The sequence below is a fragment of the Streptomyces sp. NPDC046379 genome, assembly GCF_055587785.1.
Map to the genome: position 1 here is coordinate 43,425 of NZ_JBVJFP010000009.1, position 20,373 is coordinate 63,797.

18 protein-coding genes are annotated in these 20,373 nt (G+C 73.4%); 9 read left to right on the forward strand and 9 right to left on the reverse strand.

Going from position 1 to position 20,373, the window contains the following annotated elements; translation table 11 throughout:
- Window positions 1-237 precede the first annotated feature (237 nt).
- Window positions 238-1,428, forward strand: coding sequence for an acyl-CoA dehydrogenase family protein (locus ACZ6KF_RS17245; protein ID WP_469239101.1), 1,191 nt, complete (start codon window positions 238-240; stop codon window positions 1,426-1,428).
- Window positions 1,429-1,439: 11 nt separating this feature from the next.
- Here the strand turns inward: ACZ6KF_RS17245 and ACZ6KF_RS17250 are convergent, their stop codons facing one another.
- Window positions 1,440-1,877, reverse strand: coding sequence for a cell division protein SepF (locus ACZ6KF_RS17250; RefSeq protein WP_356626885.1), 438 nt, complete (start codon window positions 1,875-1,877; stop codon window positions 1,440-1,442).
- A gap of 330 nt (window positions 1,878-2,207) precedes the next feature.
- On the opposite strand from ACZ6KF_RS17250, the gene ACZ6KF_RS17255 reads away from it, so the two are divergent.
- From ACZ6KF_RS17255 to ACZ6KF_RS17275, 5 genes are all read left to right on the forward strand, one after another.
- Window positions 2,208-3,446 (forward strand): DUF5685 family protein, encoded by a 1,239-nt coding sequence (locus ACZ6KF_RS17255; protein WP_469239103.1) that lies wholly within the window; start codon window positions 2,208-2,210, stop codon window positions 3,444-3,446.
- A 351-nt stretch (window positions 3,447-3,797) separates the two neighbouring features.
- The gene (locus tag ACZ6KF_RS17260) at window positions 3,798-4,703 is read left to right on the forward strand and encodes a S1 family peptidase (protein ID WP_356626889.1); all 906 of its coding nucleotides are present in this window, start codon (window positions 3,798-3,800) and stop codon (window positions 4,701-4,703) included.
- A gap of 401 nt (window positions 4,704-5,104) precedes the next feature.
- The gene (locus ACZ6KF_RS17265; RefSeq protein ID WP_469239105.1) at window positions 5,105-6,187 is read left to right on the forward strand and encodes a S1 family peptidase; all 1,083 of its coding nucleotides are present in this window, start codon (window positions 5,105-5,107) and stop codon (window positions 6,185-6,187) included.
- Between the two features lie 379 nt (window positions 6,188-6,566).
- Window positions 6,567-10,160: a DNA polymerase III subunit alpha gene (locus tag ACZ6KF_RS17270; RefSeq protein ID WP_469239107.1), complete on the forward strand. Its 3,594-nt coding sequence runs from the start codon at window positions 6,567-6,569 to the stop codon at window positions 10,158-10,160.
- On the forward strand, window positions 10,157-11,131 hold the full coding sequence (locus ACZ6KF_RS17275) for a DNA polymerase Y family protein (protein ID WP_356626895.1): 975 nt from the start codon (window positions 10,157-10,159) through the stop codon (window positions 11,129-11,131). Before ACZ6KF_RS17270 ends, ACZ6KF_RS17275 begins: the two co-directional genes overlap by 4 nt.
- A 51-nt stretch (window positions 11,132-11,182) precedes the next feature.
- On the opposite strand, the gene ACZ6KF_RS17280 is transcribed toward ACZ6KF_RS17275, so the two are convergent.
- Window positions 11,183-11,557 carry a cupin domain-containing protein gene (locus ACZ6KF_RS17280; protein ID WP_356626897.1) on the reverse strand — a complete coding sequence of 125 codons (375 nt, stop codon included), beginning with the start codon at window positions 11,555-11,557 and terminating at the stop codon, window positions 11,183-11,185.
- A gap of 101 nt (window positions 11,558-11,658) precedes the next feature.
- Here ACZ6KF_RS17280 and ACZ6KF_RS17285 point away from each other — a divergent pair, with 101 nt between their 5' ends.
- A complete protein-coding gene (locus ACZ6KF_RS17285; protein ID WP_356626899.1) occupies window positions 11,659-12,105 on the forward strand; it encodes a MarR family winged helix-turn-helix transcriptional regulator in 447 nt (148 codons plus the stop codon).
- Window positions 12,106-12,177: 72 nt separating this feature from the next.
- Here the strand turns inward: ACZ6KF_RS17285 and ACZ6KF_RS17290 are convergent, their stop codons facing one another.
- The 4 genes from ACZ6KF_RS17290 to ACZ6KF_RS17305 all read right to left on the reverse strand — a co-directional run bounded on the left by ACZ6KF_RS17290 (window position 12,178) and on the right by ACZ6KF_RS17305 (window position 15,175).
- Window positions 12,178-13,194: a lytic polysaccharide monooxygenase auxiliary activity family 9 protein gene (locus ACZ6KF_RS17290; protein ID WP_469176540.1), complete on the reverse strand. Its 1,017-nt coding sequence runs from the start codon at window positions 13,192-13,194 to the stop codon at window positions 12,178-12,180.
- A 167-nt stretch (window positions 13,195-13,361) separates the two neighbouring features.
- On the reverse strand, window positions 13,362-13,496 hold the full coding sequence (locus tag ACZ6KF_RS17295) for a hypothetical protein (protein WP_356626903.1): 135 nt from the start codon (window positions 13,494-13,496) through the stop codon (window positions 13,362-13,364).
- A 268-nt stretch (window positions 13,497-13,764) separates the two neighbouring features.
- Window positions 13,765-14,265: a ribonuclease FAU-1 family protein gene (locus tag ACZ6KF_RS17300; protein ID WP_356626905.1), complete on the reverse strand. Its 501-nt coding sequence runs from the start codon at window positions 14,263-14,265 to the stop codon at window positions 13,765-13,767.
- Window positions 14,234-15,175 carry a GNAT family N-acetyltransferase gene (locus ACZ6KF_RS17305; RefSeq protein WP_356626906.1) on the reverse strand — a complete coding sequence of 314 codons (942 nt, stop codon included), beginning with the start codon at window positions 15,173-15,175 and terminating at the stop codon, window positions 14,234-14,236. The genes ACZ6KF_RS17300 and ACZ6KF_RS17305 overlap by 32 nt, the downstream gene beginning before the upstream one ends.
- A gap of 70 nt (window positions 15,176-15,245) precedes the next feature.
- Between ACZ6KF_RS17305 and ACZ6KF_RS17310 the strand changes: the two genes are divergently transcribed.
- A complete protein-coding gene (locus tag ACZ6KF_RS17310) occupies window positions 15,246-15,620 on the forward strand; it encodes a GntR family transcriptional regulator (protein WP_356626907.1) in 375 nt (124 codons plus the stop codon).
- A gap of 245 nt (window positions 15,621-15,865) precedes the next feature.
- Here ACZ6KF_RS17310 and ACZ6KF_RS17315 read toward each other — a convergent pair whose 3' ends face one another.
- The 3 genes from ACZ6KF_RS17315 to ACZ6KF_RS17325 form a co-directional block, all read right to left on the reverse strand.
- Window positions 15,866-16,639, reverse strand: coding sequence for a DUF72 domain-containing protein (locus ACZ6KF_RS17315; protein WP_469239109.1), 774 nt, complete (start codon window positions 16,637-16,639; stop codon window positions 15,866-15,868).
- A 104-nt stretch (window positions 16,640-16,743) separates the two neighbouring features.
- Window positions 16,744-17,838: a DUF5925 domain-containing protein gene (locus tag ACZ6KF_RS17320; protein WP_469159087.1), complete on the reverse strand. Its 1,095-nt coding sequence runs from the start codon at window positions 17,836-17,838 to the stop codon at window positions 16,744-16,746.
- A 182-nt stretch (window positions 17,839-18,020) separates the two neighbouring features.
- Window positions 18,021-19,226 carry a S8 family peptidase gene (locus tag ACZ6KF_RS17325; protein WP_356626910.1) on the reverse strand — a complete coding sequence of 402 codons (1,206 nt, stop codon included), beginning with the start codon at window positions 19,224-19,226 and terminating at the stop codon, window positions 18,021-18,023.
- 328 nt (window positions 19,227-19,554) lie between these two features.
- Here ACZ6KF_RS17325 and ACZ6KF_RS17330 point away from each other — a divergent pair, with 328 nt between their 5' ends.
- On the forward strand, window positions 19,555-20,358 hold the full coding sequence (locus ACZ6KF_RS17330; RefSeq protein WP_356626911.1) for an SGNH/GDSL hydrolase family protein: 804 nt from the start codon (window positions 19,555-19,557) through the stop codon (window positions 20,356-20,358).
- Window positions 20,359-20,373: the final 15 nt, after the last annotated feature.

A 20,373-nucleotide genomic window follows, 5' to 3' on the forward strand; every position in this document is an offset into this window, starting at 1 on the left:
CGCCGCTCCCGCCGCTCCGCCTGCGTCACCCGTCGAACACCCCGGCTGCCCGAGCCCACCCCGGCCGCACGTTCACGTCGGCCGGGTGGTGCGGACGGTGTGGCGCGGAGCCGAAGCGCGGGTGGCGCGGGGGCGGAGATCGTGCCCTGACGGGTGGCAGGTGGACGTGCGGGGCGGGGCGTCGTAACGTCGCCTCGAATCCGTGAACTAGCGTCGCTAGTTTTGAGCCGCCGGAGGGTGCTCGTGTCCGCGAAGTTGCCTGCGTTCGATCCGTCCGACCCGCTCGGCATCGACGATCTGCTCGAGCCCGAGGACCTCGCCGTCCGGGACACCGTCCACGCCTGGGCGGCGGACCGGGTACTGCCGTACGTCGCCGACTGGTACGAGAAGGGGGAGCTGCCCGGGATCCGTGAGCTGGCCAAGGAACTGGGCGGCATCGGGGCGCTCGGGATGTCGCTCGACGGCTACGGGTGCGCCGGGGCGAGCGCCGTGCAGTACGGGCTGGCCTGTCTGGAGCTGGAGGCCGCAGACTCCGGGATCCGGTCCCTGGTGTCCGTGCAGGGGTCCCTCGCGATGTACGCGATCCACCGGTTCGGCAGCGAGGAGCAGAAGCGGCGCTGGCTGCCCCCGATGGCCGCCGGCGAGGTCATCGGCTGCTTCGGGCTCACCGAGCCCGACCACGGCTCCGACCCCGCCGCGATGCGCACCCGGGCGCGGCGCGACGGCGGCGACTGGGTGCTCGACGGGCGCAAGATGTGGATCACCAACGGCTCCGTCGCCGGGGTCGCCGTCGTCTGGGCGCAGACCGAGGAGGGCATCCGCGGTTTCGTCGTGCCCACCGACGCCCCCGGCTTCTCCGCCCCCGAGATCAAGCACAAGTGGTCCCTGCGCGCCTCGGTCACCAGCGAGCTGGTGCTCGACGGGGTACGGCTGCCCGGTGACGCCGTGCTGCCCGGGGCCGTCGGCCTGCGCGGACCGCTCAGCTGTCTGTCGCACGCCCGGTACGGGATCGTCTGGGGCGCGATGGGCGCGGCGCGCAGCTCGTTCGAGGCGGCGCTCGACTACGCGCGCTCACGGGAGCAGTTCGGGCGGCCCATCGGCGGCTTCCAGCTCACCCAGGCCAAACTCGCCGACATGGCGGTCGAACTGCACAAGGGGATTCTGCTCGCCCACCATCTGGGGCGGCGGATGGACGCCGGCCGCCTGCGTCCCGAGCAGGTCAGCTTCGGCAAGCTCAACAACGTACGGGAGGCCATCGACATCTGCCGTACGGCCCGGACCATCCTCGGCGCCAACGGGATCTCGCTCGAATATCCCGTCATGCGGCACGCGACCAACCTGGAATCGGTGCTCACCTACGAGGGCACCGTCGAAATGCACCAGCTCGTGCTGGGCAAGGCGCTCACCGGACTCGACGCCTTCCGGTGAGCGGCCCTGCCTCAGCTCTGGTTGAAGAAGCCGTCCGCCCGGTGGGCGGCGGGCTCCCCGCTGATGATCTCCGTGTCGGCGGGGGTCAGCAGGAACACGCGGTTGGACACGCGGTCGATCGACCCGCGCAGTCCGAAGATCAGACCGGCCGCGAAGTCCACCACGCGCTTGGCGTCCGCGGCCTCCATCGCGGTCAGGTTCATGATGACCGGGACGCCGTCCCGGAACAGCTCGCCGATGGCACGGGCGTCCCGGAAGCTGTCCGGGGTGACCGTGCCGATCCGGCGGCCCTTCTCCTCGGCCGTGTCCGTGGCCACCTTCACCCGCGGGTCCGTGACCCAGGCGTCCCCGGACCCGGTCTCCTCGGAGTACTCGTCGTCGTAGTAACGCTCGTCATCGTTGTCGTCGACGAGGCCGAGCCACGCACTCGCCTTGCGCACCGATCCCATGGACGCCTCCTCTCACAGCGGTCTTTCTTGCTTTCCGCATCCCTATCGTCATCCATGATGCGGACGGCGCGCCAAGTGGTTAGACGCCGCGCGGGGGGTTTGTGACGGTACTGGTGCACGACGAATCCGTCGAGAGCCCGGATACCCCAAGGGTGTTGACACACACAGCTGCTGACTGTGAGTGAAATATGATTCTTCGTGCCGGACGGGTGATCGGCGGGGCGTACGGGTGAACCGGGGCGGTCGAAGTGGTGTGAAAATCTGCCTATACGATGCGGCCGTTCGGCAACGCACACGCCGCGTTGTATACGGGGGATACGGGGGATCCAGGTGTTCGGAATCGTCAGACCGTGCCGTCATCGGCTGGGGGAGAAGCTCGGCGCGCAGTGGATGGCCCACTTGTGCGGGCTGTGCCTCGCCCTGGGCGGGGACCACGGACAGTTCGCCCGGGTGGTCACCAACTACGACGGACTGCTCGTCTCCGTGCTGACGGAGGCTCAGTCCGGTCCGGGGCGGGAGGCGCGGCGTACGGCGGGGCCGTGCCCGTTGCGCGGGATGCGCACCGCGTCCGTCGCCCAGGGTGAGGGCGCCCGGCTCGCCGCCGCCGTCTCGCTGGTGCTCGCCGCCGCCAAGGTCCGCGACCACGTCGCCGACGGGGACGGGCTGCTCGCCCGCCGTCCGGTGGCGCTCGCCGCGCGCCGGGTCGCCGACAGCTGGGGGCGCGCCGACGCGCGCGGCGGATCGGCCGTCGGGTTCGACACCGCCGTCCTTCTCGACGCCGTCGACCGGCAGTCCGGCCTGGAGGCGCTCGCCGGGCCCGGCACCCCGATCCTCGCCGTCACCGAGCCCACCGAGACGGCGACCGCGGCGGCCTTCGCGCACACCGCGGTCCTGGCCGGTCGGCCGGGCAACGCCGAGCCGCTCGCCGAGGCGGGCCGGCTCTTCGGACGGCTGGCGCACCTCCTGGACGCCGTGGAGGACCGGGAGGCCGACGCCGCGTCCGGCGCCTGGAACCCGCTGACGGCCACGGGCACGTCCCTGGCCGAGGCCCGGCGGCTCGCCGACGACGCCGTGCACGGCATCCGGCTGGCGCTGCGCGAGGTGGAGTTCACGGACGGACGGCTGGCGCACCGGCTGCTGGCGCACGAGCTGGCCGCCTCGGTGGACCGGGCGTTCAAGACGACGTCCTGCCGGCACGGCCACGGCGCCGGCGCGGTCCCGGCTCCGCCCGTGCCCGGACTGTCCCATCCGTACGCTCCGCCCGGCGCGCCCGGTGGAGCGCCGGGCGGCTTTCCCGGCGGACCGGGCGGCCCCGGGGGCCCGCTGCCTCCCGAGCCGCCGCGGCGCGGCCGGCGCGGGCTGCTCGCCGGGTGCGCGGTGTGGCTGGGGCTCGCCTGCACCTGCCAGATGTGCTGCGGCGAGTACCACGATCCGTGGACCGGGGAGCCCAAGCGCGGGCTGTGCCCGCACAACTGCAGCGACGGGTGCGAGGGCTGCTGCCAGTGCTGCGACTGCTGCGGCAAGGGCTGTGACTGCTGTGACTGCTGCGACTGCGGGTGCAACTGCTGAACCGTCGGCCGGCGCCTTCCGGAGGGGCGAATTCCGGCCACGCGAGAAAAGCGGCGACGGGGTGGGCCCGTGAGGTCCACCCGGTCGTCGATCTCGCCCGGGGGCAGGGGAGTTGACCCTTCCGGTACCCGCGACGGACGCCCCCGGGAAGCCCGCTTTCCATAGCTCGTTCAAAGGCGTACGGCCGAAAGGAACCCTTGCGTCCCTCCGCCGTGCAGCCGAATACTCCCCCTCAGCGCTTGTCAGGGGCACGGCGAGTCCGAAATCCGGACGACGGCCGTGCCGCCTGACTGCGCCTCACGGGCCCCGACCCCACGCGGGCCCCCGACTTCCCATGTGGAGGAACGAGAAGTGAGGATCAAGCGCACCACCCCCCGCAGCGGCATTTCGAGACGGTCCCGGCTGATCGCCGTGTCCACCGGACTCGTGGCCGCCGCAGCGATAGCGGTCCCCAGCGCCAACGCGTCCGACCCCGCGACGTTCAGCGCCGCCGAGCTGAAGAGCGCCAGCAGCTCGGTGCTGGCCGCGGACGTCCCGGGCACCGCCTGGGCCGTCGACAGCAAGACCGACCGCGTGGTCGTGACCGTCGACAGCACGGTCTCCCAGGCCGAGATCGCGAAGATCAGGAAGCAGGCCGGCGCCAACGCCGACGCGCTCACGATCAAGCGCACGCCCGGCAAGTTCACCAAGCTGATCCAGGGCGGCGACGCCATCTACTCGGGCAGCGGTCGCTGCTCCCTCGGCTTCAACGTCCGCAACAGCGCGGGCACCGTGTACTTCCTCACGGCCGGCCACTGCACCCAGGGCGCGGGCACCTGGTACGCCAACTCGAGCCGCACCACCGTGCTGGGCCCGACCGCCGGCTCCAGCTTCCCGGGCAACGACTACGGCCTCGTCCGGTACAGCAACACGTCGATCAGCAAGCCCGGCACCGCCAACGGCGTGGACATCACCCGTGCGGCCACCCCGGCCGTGGGCACCACCGTCATCCGTGACGGTTCCACGACCGGCACCCACAGCGGCCGGGTCACCGCCCTCAACGCGACGGTCAACTACGGTGGCGGCGACGTCGTCTACGGCCTGATCCAGACCACGGTCTGCGCCGAGCCCGGCGACTCCGGCGGCCCGCTCTACGGCAGCAACGGCACCGCCTACGGTCTGACCTCCGGCGGCAGCGGCAACTGCTCCTCCGGCGGCACGACCTTCTTCCAGCCGGTCACCGAGGCCCTGAGCGCCTACGGCGTCACCGTCCTCTAGTCGCTCGCTGCCGCGGTCCTCGTCGCGGCTTCCGACGGCTTCCGCCCCCCCCGCACGCTCCCTGCGTGCGGGGGCTTCGTCGTGTCCGCGCCGGTCCACGCGGTTGAACGATTCGGCCACCCCATGGGTGATTTCAAGACAGGTCTAGACCTCACAGGGCGAGACGGGTTACTCGCCCGTAGTGTTTGCTGAGAAGTTTGCGGGTGAATTCGCACGGCGTGACCGTGGACGGTCAAGGCAGTCGCGACATAGAGGGCGTGCGGGCGTTGCCGGGGGCCCGTCCTGAAGTCGGCCTTGTGTGCTCCCCGCGGGGATCGGAATAGTGGGCGCCCAGTTCATACGCCTTCCGGCCCGTCAGGTCCCCACAACCTCCGGGCCGTCCCCCCACAGGAGGACGTGAGTTGAAGCACCGACGCATACCCCGGCGGCGGGCCGCCGTGGCGGGTGCGGGCATCGCCGCACTGGTCGCCGCGGGAGTCACCTTCCAGAGTGCGAACGCCAGTGAGACCCCGGACGCACCCGCGCTCAAGACCCTTTCGGCCGTGGAGGCCACGGATCTGGCCACGACGCTCGGCCGTGACCTCGGCGCGGACGCCGCCGGGACCTACTACGACGCGGACGCCGAGCGCCTCGTGGTGAACGTGCTCGACGGCGCCGCCGCCGAGATCGTGCGCGAGGCCGGCGCCCGGGCCAGGATCGTCGACAACTCGCTCGCCGAACTGCGGAGCGCCCGCGGCGCGCTGCGGCGGGACGCGAGCATCCCGGGCACCTCCTGGGTGACCGACCCGACGGCCAACAAGGTCGTCGTCACCGCCGACCGCACCGTCTCCGCGGCCGAGTGGAAGAAGCTGACCGAGGTCGCCGAGGGACTCGACGGCACGGTGGAGCTCCGGCGGACCGAGGGGAGGTTCACGCCCTTCGTGGCCGGCGGCGACGCGATCACGGGCGGCGGCGGCCGCTGCTCGCTCGGCTTCAACGTCGTCAAGGGCGGGGAGCCGTACTTCCTGACGGCGGGTCACTGCACCGAGGGGATCACCACCTGGTCGGACTCGTCCGGGAACGTGATCGGGGAGAACGAGGTCTCCAGCTTCCCCGGCGACGACTACGGGCTGGTGAAGTACACCGCAGGCGTCGAGCACCCGAGCGAGGTGAACCTCTACGACGGGTCCGTGCAGCGGATCACCGGCGCGGCGCAGGCCACGGTCGGCATGCCGGTCACCCGCAGCGGCTCGACCACGCAGGTGCACTCCGGGACCGTCACGGGCCTGGACGCCACCGTGAACTACGGCAACGGCGACATCGTGAACGGCCTCATCCAGACCGACGTGTGCGCGGAGCCCGGCGACAGCGGGGGCTCGCTCTTCTCGGGCAGCAGTGCGATCGGGCTGACGTCGGGCGGCAGCGGTGACTGCTCCTCCGGCGGGGAGACCTTCTTCCAGCCGGTGACCGAGGCGCTGTCGGCGACCGGGACCGGGATCGGCTGACCGGACCGCCCGCTCCGACGGAGTCCCGTCCCCTGCGTATGGGGGGCGGGACTCCTGCGTTTGCGCGGGCGGCGGCGCGTGTGCCGTCCGGCGGGGCAGCGCCGGCCGGGGAGTGCCGTCCGGGGGGTGCCGGCCGGCAGGGCGGGCACCGGCCGGGGGTGCCGTCGGGGGGTGCCGGCCGGCGGGGCGGGCACCGGCCGGGGGCGTCCCCGGGGGGCGCCGTCCGGCGGGGCGGTTTGGGGTCGATGGGTGGCTTTCCTGCCGTTCGGTGACGCGTTTGCGCAGGTGGGGCGGGGGGTGAAGGGTGTCGTACGAATGTTCGAGAATTGGTCTATGGTGGGGGTGGGGCGATTGGGAACTGATGTTCGAGGAGGTGTGTGTGCCGGGTTTCACGCATCTGCACACCCTCTCTGGGTTCTCCCTGCGGTACGGGGCCTCGCACCCGGAGCGGCTGGCCGAGCGCGCCGCCGAGCGGGGGATGGACGCCCTCGCCCTCACCGACCGGGACACGGTCGCCGGGGCCGTGCGGTTCGCCAAGGCCTGCGCCGGGGCGGGGGTGCGGCCGGTGTTCGGGGCCGAGCTGGCCGTGGAGGAGAGCGAGAGCGCCCGGGAGAGGGCACGGCGTCGGGCGCCGGTGCGGGGCGGGGTCTTCGTCGACGAGTCGACACCGAGGGCGACCTTCCTCGCGCGGGACGGCGCTCGCGGCTGGGCCGACCTGTGCCGCCTGGTGAGCGCGGCCCACGCCGGCCCCGAGGGGCCGCCCCTGGTGCCGCGGTCCGCCAACCACGGGGACGGGCTGACCGTACTGCTCGGGCCCGACTCCGACGTCGGCCGGGCGCTCGCCGCGGGACGGCCGGACCGGGCCGCGCGGCTGCTGGGGCCCTGGCGGGAGCGGTACGGCGACGCCCTGCGGCTGGAGGCCGTCTGGCACGGGCGCACCGGGACCGGACCCGGCTCCCTGCGGCTGGCCGCCCGTACCGTCGGCTTCGCGGCCGAGCAGCGGGTGCGGCCCGTGCTCGCCAACGCCGTGCGCTACGCCGACCCCGGTCAGGGGCCGGTCGCCGACGTCCTGGACGCCGCCCGCAGGCTGGTGCCGATCGACCCGTCGAAAGGACTGGACTCCGGCGAGGCCTGGCTGAAGGACCCGGTCGCCATGCTGCGCGCGGCCGAGCGGGTGGTGGAGGCCGCCGGGTTCCGGCGGGACACCGCCCACCGGCTGCTGGAACAGACCCGGGAGACGGCCGCCGAGTGCCTGGTCGACCCCGAGGACGACCTCGGCATCGGCGCCGTGCACTTCCCCGAACCGCACCTGGTCGGCGCCGGGCGGCGCACCGCGCAGCGCGTGCTCGCCTCCCGCGTGGCGGCGGGCATGGTGCTGCGCGGCTACGCCGGGCGGCGCGCGTACTGGGAGCGGATGCACCGGGAACTGGAGATCATCGAGTACCACGGCTTCGCCTCGTACTTCCTGACCGTCGCCCAGGTCGTCGACGACGTGAAGCGGATGGGCATCCGGGTCGCCGCGCGCGGTTCCGGCGCCGGCTCCCTCGTCAACCACCTGCTGGGGATCGCGCACGCCGATCCGGTCGAGCACGGGCTGCTGATGGAGCGCTTCCTGTCCAAGCGCCGCATGGTGCTGCCCGACATCGACATCGACGTGGAGTCCGCGCGCCGGCTGGAGGTCTACCGGGCGATCATCGGCCGGTTCGGCGCGGAACGGGTCGCCACCGTCGCGATGCCCGAGACGTACCGGGTGCGGCACGCGATCCGGGACGTCGGGGCCGCCCTGTCCATGGACCCGGCCGACATCGACCGCATCGCCAAGTCCTTCCCGCACATCCGCGCCCGGGACGCCCGCGCCGCCCTGGAGGAGCTGCCCGAGCTGCGGCGGCTCGCGGGGGAGAAGGAGAGGTACGGCAGGCTGTGGGAGCTGGTCGAGGCGCTCGACGCCCTGCCGCGCGGGGTCGCCATGCACCCGTGCGGCGTACTGCTGTCCGACGCTTCCCTGCTGTCCCGTACGCCGGTCGTGCCGACCAGCGGCGAGGGGCTGCCGATGGCGCAGTTCGACAAGGACGACGTCGAGGACCTCGGGCTGCTCAAGCTCGACGTGCTCGGCGTGCGGATGCAGTCGGCGATGGCGCACGCGGTCGCCGAGGTGGAGCGGGCCGCGGGGGAGAGGGTCGACCTGGACGCGGTGCCGGAGGGCGACCCGGCGACGTACGGGCTGATCCGCTCCGCCGAGACGCTGGGCTGCTTCCAGATCGAGTCGCCGGGCCAGCGCGACCTGGTCGGGCGGCTCCAGCCGAGCACCTTCCACGACCTGGTGGTCGACATCTCGCTGTTCCGGCCGGGGCCGGTCGCCGCCGACATGGTGCGGCCGTTCATCGAGGCCCGGCACGGGCGGGCGCCGGTGCGGTACCCGCACCCGGATCTGGAGGAGGCGCTGAAGGAGACGTACGGGGTCGTCGTCTTCCACGAGCAGATCATCCGGATCGTCGACATCCTGACCGGCTGCGGACGCGACGAGGCGGACCGGGTGCGGCGCGGGCTGTCCGACCCGGAGTCGCAGGGGCGGATCAAGGTCTGGTTCGCCCAGCACGCGGCGGCGCGCGGATACGATGCAGAAACGATTCGTCGCACCTGGGAGATCGTCGAGGCCTTCGGTTCGTACGGCTTCTGCAAGGCGCACGCCGTCGCGTTCGCTGTGCCGACCTACCAGTCGGCGTGGCTGAAGGCCCATCACCCGGCCGCCTTCTACGCGGGGCTGCTCACCCACGACCCCGGCATGTACCCCAAGCGGCTGCTGCTGGCGGACGCGCGCCGGCGCGGGGTGCCGGTCCTGCCGCTGGACGTGAACAAGTCGGGGGTCGCTCATCGGATCGAACTGGTGTCTGATTCAAGGGATTCCGATTCGCGGGATTCCGGCTCGCAGGGTTCTGGTTCGCAGGGTTCTGGTTCGCAGGGTTCCGGCTCACGGGGTTCCGGGGCCGTCTGGGGGGTGCGGCTCGCGCTCTCGGACGTGCACAACATCAGCGAGGCCGAGGCGGCGCGGATCGCCGCCGGACAGCCGTACGCCTCGCTGCTCGACTTCTGGGAACGGGCCCGGCCCAGCCGCCCGCTGGCGCAGCGGCTCGCCCAGGTCGGCGCGCTGGACGCGTTCGGCGCCAACCGGCGCGACCTGCAACTGCACCTGACCGAGCTGCACCGGGGCGCCCGGGGCGCGGGCGGCGGCCAACTGCCCCTCGCCGGCGGACGCAGGACCGCCGCGGCGGGGCTGCCCGACCTGACCCCGGCGGAACGGCTCAGCGCCGAGCTGGGCGTGCTCTCCATGGACGCCTCGCGCCATCTGATGGACGACCACCGCGCCTTCCTCGACGAGCTGGGCGTGCTGTCGGCGCGTCGGCTGCGCGACGCCCGGCACGGGGAGACGGTGCTGGTCGCGGGCGCGAAGGCGGCCACCCAGACGCCGCCGATCCGGTCCGGCAAACGGGTCGTCTTCTCCACCCTGGACGACGGCACCGGCCTGGTCGACCTCGCCTTCTTCGACGACTCCCACGAGGCCTGCGCCCACACCGTCTTCCACTCCTGGCTGCTGCTGGTGCGCGGAGTGGTGCAGCGGCGTGGCCCGCGCAGCCTCAGCGTCGTGGGCGCCGCCGCCTGGAACCTCGCCGAACTGCTCGACGTACGCCGGGAGGAGGGCCTGGAAGGGGTCGCGGCCCGGCTGGCCGGCACGCCCGGACCCGGCCCCGTGCCCGACGACGGCGGGGGACCCACGCGCGGGCGGCTCGCCGGCTCCGAAGGGCTGCCCGCGCCGGCCGGTTCCGCCGCGCGGGACCCGATGGAGGTCCGGCGGTCCCGGGCGATCCGCATGCCCACGGGGTACGAGCTGCACCCCTGGGCCGATCTGCGTCCCGCGGGCGAAGGACCGGCGGGCGGAAGGAAGTTGTGGCACCAGAGCCCGGGGAGTGCGGGATGACCATTCTCTGCGTACGTTTCCAGCTGCCGCCCATGTACGAGGCGGCCCTGCCGGGACTGCTCGGCCTGCTGGAGGAGTTCACGCCGGTCGTCGAGGCCCTGCCGCCGGACGGGGCGCTCGCCGATCTGGGCGGCGCCGAGCGCTACTTCGGCCGCGACGCCGTGGAACTGGCGTCGGTGATCCGGGTCCGTGCGCTCGCCCACCACGGGGTCGACTGCGTGATCGGCGCCGGCCCCGGCCCGATGCTGGCCCGCGTCGCCCTGCGGGACGCCGTGCCCGGGGTGACCCGCGCGGTGCCCGACGACCCGGACGCCATCGCGGAGTTCCTCGCGGGCAAGCCCGTCGCCGTGCTGCCCGGCGTCGGCGCCGCCACCGCCCGCACCTTGGGCGACTACGGCCTCGACACCCTCGGCCGGGTCGCCGCCGCCCCGCTGTCCACGCTCCAGCGGCTGGTCGGCGCGAGGGCCGGCCGCGAACTGCGCGAGAAGGCGAACGGCGTCGATCGCGGCCGGGTCGTGCCCAACGCCGTCTCACGCTCCCTGGCCGCCGAACGCCCCTTCGACCGCGACGAACTGGACCCCGGCCGGCACCGGCGCGCCCTGCTGTCCGCCGCCGGGGAACTGGGCGCCCGGCTGCGCGCCATGGACCAGGTCTGCCGCACGCTGACCCTCACCGTCCGTTACGCCGACCGGTCCTCCACCACCCGCACCCGCACCCTCGCCGAGCCCACCGCCCACTCGCCGGCGCTGACGGGGACGGCGTACGGCATGTACGAGGCGCTCGGCCTCCAGCGGGCCCGGGTCCGCGCGTTCGTCCTGCGCGCGGAGGGCCTCGGCGCCGCCGAGCACGCCTCCCACCAGCTCACCTTCGACCCGGTGGACGAGAAGGTGCGGCGCGTGGAGGAGGTCGCGGACCGGGTGCGGGCGAAGTTCGGGCCGCGTGCGGTGATGCCGGGGTCGCTGGCGGCGTGAGGGTCCACGGGGCCCGGAGGAACGGCGCGGTCACCCGGTCCGGGTGCGCGGTCACCGGGCCCAGGGCGGCGCGATCCGGGTGCCGTCGGCGAGTTCGGCCTCCAGGCCGAGGGTGGTGGTGACCCAGGTGGTCGCGGTGCGGTCGGTCGGGTTCTCGACGCCGAAGGCCGTGCCCGGGGTGACGATCAGGGTGTCGCCGGCGGCGACGCGCTCGGTGCGGCCGTCGAGGGTGACCAGGAGTTCGCCGTCGAGGACGTGCAGGATCTCCTCGCGCGTGACGGTGTGCACGGGGGCCCTGGTCCCGGCGGGGATCTCGCCGCGCCAGGCGCACAGTTCCCTGCTGCCGGTGCGGGGGGTGGCGTACGAGACGAAGCGGGCGCCGTGCATCTCGTGGACGACGGCCTGGGAGGGGCGGACGACGGGCATGGGGCTCCTTTTTTGCAGATGGTCAAGTAGATTGACTATATGGTCAAGGTTCTTGACCAATTCGTCAAGGATCCTCCAGACACGGGTGCTTGAATGCGTCCGTGCGCAACTCCGAAGCCATGGCCCTGTCCGCCACCCTGCTCGCCGTCGCCGCCGAGCTGACCCGGCGCATCCACGACGGGGTGACCGCCCGCGGCTTCGAAGGGCTGCGGCCCGCGCACGGGTTCGCCTTCGCCCGCATCGCCGCCGGCGGAGCGACGGTCACCGACGTCGCCGCCCACCTCGGGGTCACCAAGCAGGCCGCCAGTCAGCTCGTGGACGAGCTGGTGCGCAAGGGGTACGTCGAACGCCGGGCGCACCCCGAAGACGCGCGGGCCCGGATGCTCGTGCTGACCGAGCGAGGGCTGGCCTGTACGCGGGCCGCGGAGGAGGCGGCGGCGGAGGCCGTGGGCGCGTGGGCCGGGGTGCTGGGGGAGGGGGAGCTGAGGGCGCTGGGGGAGCGGCTGGCGCGGATGGCGCCCGGGGGGCCGGTCCGGCCCGTCTGGTGACGGGCCCGCCGTCCCCGTCGGCCGCCGGGGCCCGGCCGGCCTGAGCCGCCCGCCGGGCCCCGGAGTCCTGGGTCAGCGGCCGTGCCGCCCGCGCCGCCGCACCGACGCGAACAGCGCCGCCGCGCCGAGCGCCAGCGCCGCGGCGCCGCCCACCGCCAGGTACCCGGTGCCGGCGTCGCCGCCGGTCTCGGCCAGACGCGTCGGGGAACCGGCCGCCACGGGCCGGTTGGCGTCCGGGGCCGCGGTGGTGCGGTGGTCGTCGTCGCCGTGGCCGTGGTTCTCCACGGTCGACTTGCCGGCGCCGGCCCGGATCTGCTGGTCGGTGGGGGCGGAGGCGGCGGGGGCGGGGGCGTCCTGGGCGGGGGTGGAAGGGCTCTCCGTCTCCGACTCCGTGCCGGTGCCGCTCCCGGTCCCGCCCTCGTCGGTGTCGGCGCCGCCGGCTTCCGTGTTCGATCCGCCGAACGTGACATCCGAGCAGGAGTAGAACGCCTCGGGGCTGTCCGAACGCTGCCAGACCGCGTACAGCAGGTGCTGCCCCGTACGCTCGGGAAGCGTGCCGGAGAACGTGTAGAAGCCGCCCGACGCGGCAGGGTCGGTGACCGTCGCCACCGGGGCGGCCAGATCCAGGTCGTCCCAGGCGAGGGGCTGCGACGGGTCGTAGCCGGGCTTGGTGACGTAGACCTTGAAGGTGCCGCGGTGCGGGGCCGTCACCCGGTACTTGAAGGTGTACGGGCCGCTGCTCACGGACGTCGCGGGCCAGTCGGCGCGGGGCAGGTCGAGGCCCTTGAACGCCTCGTCGTCCGCGCTGCACAGCCTGCCGTCCGGGATGAGCTCCCGGTGCCGGCCGGCCGCGTCGCCGATGCGGACGCCGTTCCAGTCGTAGAGAGCCTGGGTGCCGCCCGCCGCCACCGCCGCCCGGCACGCCGCGGAGTCGGGGCTCTCGGGGCCCTCGGCGAAGCACTGCGACACGCGGCTGACCGGGTCGCCCATGGAGCCGTGCGCCGACGCGGGGGCGGCGGACAGGGCGGTGAGGGCGAGCGGGGCGATGCCGAGGGCGGCGACGGCGGCGGCCTTGCGGCGTGCGGGCATGAGGGAACTCCTCGTGACGGTTCTTCGGTCGGATCCCGTGGGGGCGATCCGAAACTAGCCCGGAGAAACCGTGGAACCGCCTGCTGGAGGCGGGTGAGGGAGATCCTTATGGCGCCGTTAAGGGAGGGCTGAGCCTGCGCTCAGAAAGCCGCCGCCGGGGCGGGTTCTCAGCCGTCGGGCCACCAGGTCCGCGCGATGTCCTCGCGGATCTCGCGGCGCTCGGCGGGACGCTCGTCGGCCTCCTCGCGGAGTCGGCGGGCGTCCGTCTTCCGCTGGGGCTTGGGCACTGTGACTCGGCGCATGGCTGCCTCCTTCAGTGCCTACCGTGTTCCGTGTTCTCACGGAGGTAGACCCTTTCGCCGAGACTTCCTCATCACTGCCGAGGTGTCAGTGGCGGTTGTCACGATTCGGATGTCAGTGTCGGGTGTCACTCCGTGGGGCATGACGTGCGGTGACGACGTGGGCCGGCCCGCCGGGCGTGACGCCGTGTCGCCGGCCGGTGACGTGCGGCTGGGGGAGGGCGGTGGGCGACGAGCGGTACGCGGGCGTGGTGCGGGTGAGGGGACGGGCTCAGGCGAGGAGTGCCGTGAAGTCCCCGCCGCGGGCCAGGGCTTCCAGTTCGTCCAGGGCGCGCACCGCGGCCTCGGCCGCCTCCGGGTCCGTCTCCGTGAGGCCGCTCGCCGCGAACTCGTCCTCGTCAAGGCGGCGCACGTCCGTGCCGTCGGGCGAGCGCCACAGGTCCAGGTCGAGGTCCTCCACGACCAGCTCCGTGCCCGCGAGGACCGCGGGGCGGGCGATGTCGCAGTACCAGCCCTTCAGGCGGCCCCCGGGATCGCGGACCTCCATGACCGCGTACCAGCGGTCCCGCCAGTAGTACTCCGTGAAGACGTCGCCCGGCTCGAAGCGCACGAAGCCGAAGTCGCGCACGCCCGTGCCCGCGAAGGGCGCGCGGACGACCACGCGGTTGCCGTCGTCCTGGAGCAGCTCGGCAGGGTAACGGATCTTCGTCCGGCCCGCCTTGAGCAGGACGACCTCCACCTCACGGGCCGATTCGGCCGAGTTCACGGGCATACCGCACCTCCGTCGCACAGATGGTGTAACCGAACCAGTCGTTGATCGCGAGCATCGGCCCGTTGCCCGTGTCGTTCCCCGTGAACGCCTCCGTGCAGCCGGCGGCGCGCGCCCGGTGCAGCGAGTCGTTCTTGGCCAGCTTGGCCAGGCCCCGGCCGCGGAAGGCGCGGGCCGTGCCGGTCATGGCGCTGCCGTAGCGGCCGTGGCCGTCGGTGTGGGCGACGCTGAAGGCGACGGGGCGGCCGTCGGCGACGGCGACCGAGGTGAGTTCCAGGTCGAGCAGCGGATGGCGCCAGGTCTCCGCGAGCCACGCCTCGTAGTCCGTGAACTCCGCGCCGACGTCGCTCGGTTCGTCCGCCGTGGCCTCCGCGTCCAGCTCGAACAGGGGCCGCGGGTCGTCCGCGTAGTCGGCGGCCGTGCGCAGCTCCACGCCCGGCGGCGGATCCTGGAGCGGAGGCAGGGCCCCGTGCGCCAGGTCCAGCCGCAGGAAGTGCGCCGAGCGCCCGGGACGGTAGCCGTGCCGCTCGGCGAACGCCCGGTTGCCCGGCTCGTCCGGCACCCACGCGAACAGCCTGGTCGCCCCGGCGCCGGCGAGGTGCTCCTCGGCGGCGCGCACCAGCAGCGAACCGGCGCCGCGCCCCGGCCTCCCCGGGTGGACGTACACATTGAGGTACCCCTGGCCGGGCAGCGGGCTGTCGTGGGCCAGGCCGACCTGGGCGGTGCCGACGATCTCCCCGTCCTCCTCGGCGACGAGCTGCCGGAACCGGGCGTCCGGATGGGCGTGCGCGAGCTGGTGCAGCACGGAGTCCGGGGTCGACAGCATGAAGGGCAGGGCCAGCCGGCGGATCGCGCTGAAGGCCGCCGCCTCGGCCGGCGCCTCGGGACGGATGTCGCGGACGATCATGCTCATGAGGGCGCACGCTACGCCGGGGAGGGGCCGGACGCCTCTCATTTTCCGTCGGGTACGGGACAATCGGCCGGTGACCTTGAAGATCCACATCGATGAGGGCGCCGCGGCGGCGCCGTACGAACAGGTGCGCGCGCAGATCTCCGCGCAGGCGCGGTCGGGCGAGCTGCCGGTCGGCCACCGGCTGCCGACGGTGCGCGGGCTCGCCGAGTCGCTGGGGCTCGCGGTGAACACCGTCGCCAAGGCGTACCGGGCGCTGGAGACGGACGGCGTGATCGAGACGCGTGGACGCAACGGCACCTTCGTCGCCGCCGCGGGCTCGGCGGCCGAGCGGGAGGCGGCGACGGCGGCGCAGGCCTACGCGGAGCGGGCGCACCGGCTCGGATTGTCGCGGGACGCGGCGCTGGTCGCGGTGCGGGACGCACTGCGTGCCGCCTACGGCGAGTAGCGCGTGTCGGCGGGGCACGGGCGAGCGGGGGTGCGCCGGCCCGGGTGGTCACGTGACACGGCGCCGGCCGTCGCACGGGACGCCGTGCGTTTTACGACGAGTGGTGTGCGCCTTACGGCGACTGGTGCGCGTCGGCTGCGCGGAGTGGGCGGGGGCGCCGACGCGGGACGAGGCGCCGGCCGCCGTACGGAAGGGGCCGCGCGCCGCCCACGGCGAGGGGCACCGGTCGCCGACGAGGGCGGCTGCTACCGCTGCCCCACCAGTTCCCGCGGGGTCCGGGTCACCGTCAGGCCCGCCCTCCTCGCCAAGGACGCGAACGTCGACGCGTCGCCCACCGCCGCGCCGCCCGGGTCGTTGTTGAAGTACGCGTAGACGTCCCGCCCCCGGGGGAACGCCTCGGCGACCCGCCGGACCCAGGTGCGCAGCGAGCGCTCGCCGTAGTGCGGCCACGGCCGGGCGCGGCCCTGGTGGAAGCGGACGTAGCCCCAGTCGGCCGTGCGCCACAGCGGAGTCGCCGGACGGGCCAGCACGTCCGCCCAGCACAGCGCCGCGCCCCGGGAGCACAGCACCTCCTCGGTCTCCGGCGTCCACCACGACGCGTGGCGAGGCTCCACCGCGACCCGCGCTCCGGCCGGGAAGCAGGCGAGGCACGCGTCCAGCAGCGCGGGGTCGGCGCGCAGCGTGGGCGGCAGCTGGAGCAGGACGGGGCCGAGGCGGTCGGCGAGCCCGGCGGCGTGGCTCATCAGCCGCTCCACCGGCTCCTCGGGCTCCCGCAGCCGCTTGATGTGCGTGAGGTAGCGGCTGGCCTTGACCGCGACCACGAAGTCCGGCGGCACCCGCTCCCGCCACGCCTCGAAGGTCTCCCGCGACGGCAGCCGGTAGAAGGCGTTGTTGATCTCCACCGTCGCGAACCGCCCCGCGTACTCCTCCAGCCACAGCCGCGTGGGCCGGTCGTCCGGGTAGAGGACGCCCCGCCAGTCCTTGTACTGCCAGCCCGAGGTGCCGACGAACAGGGTCATACGTCCATGAAAGCACCCTGGACGCGCCGGGCCCTGCCGGCGGACCGGCCTTCAGCGGCGACCCGGCCCCGGCGGATGACCCGGTCATCGCGGCGGCCCCGGCCCTACAGGTACAGCCCCGCCTCCGCCCCGCCCCGCGGCTCCGGCAGCGACGTCGGGGACGTGCCGCGGCGCAGCGCGAACAGCTCCGCCAGGGTCGCCCCGTCCCGCCCGACGCCCTCCTCGGTGCCGAGCCAGTCGACGGCCTCCCGCCGGGTCAGCGGGCCGACCTCGATGCGGGCCAGGCAGCGGCCGGGCCGCACCACGGCCGGGTGCAGGCGTTCGAGGTCCTCGTTGGTGGTGACGCCGACCAGGACGTTGCGACCCTGGCCGAGCAGGCCGTCGGTCAGGTTGAGCAGCCGGGACAGCGCCTGGCCGGCCGTGTGCTTGGCCTCGCCGCGGATCAGCTCGTCGCAGTCCTCCAGGAGCAGCAGCCGCCAGCGGCCCTTGCCCGTGGAGTCGTCCTCGCCGATCGCGATGTCCATCAGATAGCCGACGTCGGAGAAGAGGCGCTCCGGGTCGAGCACGCAGTCCACCTGGCACCAGTCCCGCCAGGACCGGGCCAGCGTGCGCAGCGCGGAGGTCTTGCCGGTGCCGGGCGGACCGTGCAGGAGCAGCAGCCTGCCCGCGATGTCCTCCGGCGTCGTCTTCATCAGCCGGTCCATCGCGTCGGCCACCGGCGCGGTGTAGTTGGGCCGCACCTCGTCCCAGGTGCCGGCGGAGATCTGCCGGGTGGTGCGGTGCGGGCCGCGCCGCGGGGAGACGTACCAGAACCCCATGGTGACGTTCTCCGGCTGCGGTTCGGGTTCGTCGGCCGCGCCGTCGGTGGCCCGGTCGAGGACGCTCTTGGCGAGTTCGGCGCTGGTCGCGGTCACGGTGACGTCCGCGCCGCGGTTCCAGCGGGACACCAGCAGCGTCCAGCCGTCGCCCTCGGCGAGGGTCGCGCTGCGGTCGTCGTCGCGCGCGACGCGCAGCACCCGGGCGTCCGGCGGCAGGAGCGTCGCCCCGGACCGTACGCGGTCGATGTTCGCCGCGTGCGAGTACGGCTGCTCGCCCGTCGCGAAACGGCCGAGGAACAGCGCGTCGACGACATCGGACGGCGAGTCGCTGTCGTCGACGTTGAGCCGGATCGGCAGTGCGTCGTGTGGGTTCGGGGACATGCCGCCATGATCGGGCACCCGGCCGCCGCGTGCACCCCGTTTCCGAGGTGCGCCGCGGGTCGGTACGGAGATCGGCGAGCGGCTGCCCGGACGCGGGAGGTTCCCGGAGCCGGAAAGGTTCCCCGGAGGCGGCCGTGGCCTCCGGGGAACCCTCCGTCACATCGGCGTCCGCGGCGCGAGTCCTACGGGACGAGCTTCAGCAGGCGGTTCGGGGAACCGGTGCCGGGGCTGGTCACCTTGCCGGTGGTGGCGCCGGCGATCAGGGCCGAGGCGACCTGGGCCGGGGTGGCCGAGGTGTGGCCGGCCAGGTAGACGGCGGCGGCGCCGGCGACGTGCGGCGTCGCCATCGACGTGCCGGAGATGGTGTTCGTGGCGGTGTCGCCGGTGTGCCAGCCGGCCGTGATGGAGGAGCCGGGCGCGAAGATGTCCAGGGCGGAGCCGTAGTTGGAGTAGCTCGCCCGGGCGTCGGTGCTGGTGGTGGCGCCGACCGTGATCGCCTCGGCGACGCGGGCCGGGGAGGACGACGAGGCGCTGGTGTTGCTGTTGCCCGCGGCGACGGCGTAGGTGACGCCGCTCGCTATCGAGCGCCGCACGGCCGCGTCCAGGGTGGTGGACACGCCGCCGCCGAGCGACATGTTGGCGACCGAGGGCCCGGAGTGGTTGGCCGTGACCCAGTCGATGCCCGCGATCACGCCGGCGGTGGTGCCCGAGCCGCTGTTGTTCAGCACGCGGACCGCCACGATCTTCGCCTTCTTGGCGACGCCGTAGGTGGAGCCCGCGACGGTGGTGGCCACATGGGTGCCGTGACCGTTGCCGTCCTGCGCGACGCTGTCCCCGTCGACGGCGTCGTAGCCGTTGACGGCGCGGCCGGTGAGCTGCGAGTGGCTGATGCGCACGCCCGTGTCGATGACGAACACGGTCACGCCGCTGCCCGCGGTGTCCGGGTAGGTGTAGGTGCCGGACAGCGGCAGCGAGGTCTGGTCGATGCGGTCCAGGCCCCAGGGGGCGTTGGACTGGGTGGCGACGGCCTGGACGCGCTGGTTCTGCTCGACGGAGGCGACGGCCGGGTCGGCGGCGAGTCTCTTCGCCTCGGCCGCGGAGAGGGTGGCGGTGTAGCCGTTCAGCGCCGCGCCGAACGTCTTCTTCACCGCGCCGCCGTACTCCTTGATGAGGCTCTTGCCCTCGCTGGAGGACGCCTTGAAGCCGGCGTCCTTCTTCAGCGTGACGATGTAGCTGTCCTTGACGGCGGTGGGGGAGCCGGCCGCGAGGACGGTGCCCTGGGCCGGGGCGGCCTGGGCGGGCAGGGCGGTGAGCCCGCCCAGCAGGGCGGCGGTGGCCACACCGGTCAGGGTGGCGAACCGGAGCTTGTTGCTACGCAGTTGTGCCATTACGAGGGAGTCCTCCTGTTGGCGGCGCGTGCCCGGGTGAGGGCGCGCGTCTGTGGGGGGTGAGCGCGTATTCGAGCCCACGGCCGGGGGCGTCGCGTGCCGCCCCGGGCTGCGGTACAGCGTGGGCGATCTCCGCCGTGGGGACAAGGGAATTGAACGCCTGTCAACAAATCTGTCATGAACACGAAATCGAACGCAAGGCGAACGTGCAGGCGAATGCCCGGCTACCTACGGAGGTATGGCCGGAAACTTTTGGCATGGACACTTCCATTCAACACGCGTAGTTGATACCAACGTTCCGATGGAGTTGCTGTTATAGGGAGGTTCCATGAGACGTTCCCGCATTGCCGTATACGTCAGCTCGTTGCTGCTGGCCGCAGGCGCCGCTCTCGGCGGCGCGGCGACCGCGCAGGCGGCCGAGACCGCCGCCACCGGCTATGTGGCGCTGGGCGACTCCTACTCCTCGGGAGTCGGCGCCGGCAGCTACATCAGCTCCAGCGGTGACTGCAAGCGCAGCACGAAGGCGTACCCCTACCTGTGGGCCGCCGCCAACTCACCCTCGTCGTTCACCTTCGCCGCCTGCTCGGGCGCTCGTACGGATGAAGTTCTCGCCGGACAGCTGTCGTCGCTCGGCGCCGGCACCGGTCTGGTCTCCCTCAGCGTCGGAGGCAACGACGCCGGTTTCGCCGACGTCATGACCACCTGCGTCCTGCAGTCCGACAGCGCCTGCATCTCCCGCATCAACACCGCCCGCGCGTACGTCGACACGACCCTGCCCGGCAAGCTCGACTCCGTGTACACGGCGATCCGCAACCGGGCGCCGTCCGCCCGCGTCGTCGTGCTCGGCTACCCCACCTTCTACAAGCTCGGCACCAGCTGCCTGGGCCTGTCGGAGACCAAGCGCGCGGCCATCAACCAGGCCTCCGACCACCTGAACAGCGCCATCGCCAGGCGTGCCGCCGCCCACGGCTTCACCTTCGGCGACGTCCGCACCACCTTCACCGGCCACGAGATCTGCTCCGGCAGCTCCTGGCTGCACAGCGTCAACTGGCTCAACATCGGCGACTCGTACCACCCCACCGCGAACGGGCAGTCCGGCGGCTACCTGCCGGTGTTCCGCAACGCGGCCTGAGCGCCCGTCACCAGT

What these genes read in the sequence shown, in the direction of transcription:
- ACZ6KF_RS17250 (WP_356626885.1), bottom strand. Translation starts at nt 1,877, where the DNA reads ATGGGATCGGTGCGCAAGGCGAGTGCGTGGCTCGGCCTCGTCGACGAC.
- ACZ6KF_RS17320 (WP_469159087.1), bottom strand. Translation starts at nt 17,838, where the DNA reads ATGTCCCCGAACCCACACGACGCACTGCCGATCCGGCTCAACGTCGAC.
- ACZ6KF_RS17300 (WP_356626905.1), bottom strand. Translation starts at nt 14,265, where the DNA reads ATGCCCGTGAACTCGGCCGAATCGGCCCGTGAGGTGGAGGTCGTCCTG.
- ACZ6KF_RS17325 (WP_356626910.1), bottom strand. Translation starts at nt 19,226, where the DNA reads ATGGCACAACTGCGTAGCAACAAGCTCCGGTTCGCCACCCTGACCGGT.
- ACZ6KF_RS17280 (WP_356626897.1), bottom strand. Translation starts at nt 11,557, where the DNA reads ATGCCCGTCGTCCGCCCCTCCCAGGCCGTCGTCCACGAGATGCACGGC.
- ACZ6KF_RS17305 (WP_356626906.1), bottom strand. Translation starts at nt 15,175, where the DNA reads ATGAGCATGATCGTCCGCGACATCCGTCCCGAGGCGCCGGCCGAGGCG.
- ACZ6KF_RS17330 (WP_356626911.1), top strand. Translation starts at nt 19,555, where the DNA reads ATGAGACGTTCCCGCATTGCCGTATACGTCAGCTCGTTGCTGCTGGCC.
- ACZ6KF_RS17275 (WP_356626895.1), top strand. Translation starts at nt 10,157, where the DNA reads ATGACCATTCTCTGCGTACGTTTCCAGCTGCCGCCCATGTACGAGGCG.
- ACZ6KF_RS17295 (WP_356626903.1), bottom strand. Translation starts at nt 13,496, where the DNA reads ATGCGCCGAGTCACAGTGCCCAAGCCCCAGCGGAAGACGGACGCCCGC.
- ACZ6KF_RS17315 (WP_469239109.1), bottom strand. Translation starts at nt 16,639, where the DNA reads ATGACCCTGTTCGTCGGCACCTCGGGCTGGCAGTACAAGGACTGGCGG.
- ACZ6KF_RS17290 (WP_469176540.1), bottom strand. Translation starts at nt 13,194, where the DNA reads ATGCCCGCACGCCGCAAGGCCGCCGCCGTCGCCGCCCTCGGCATCGCC.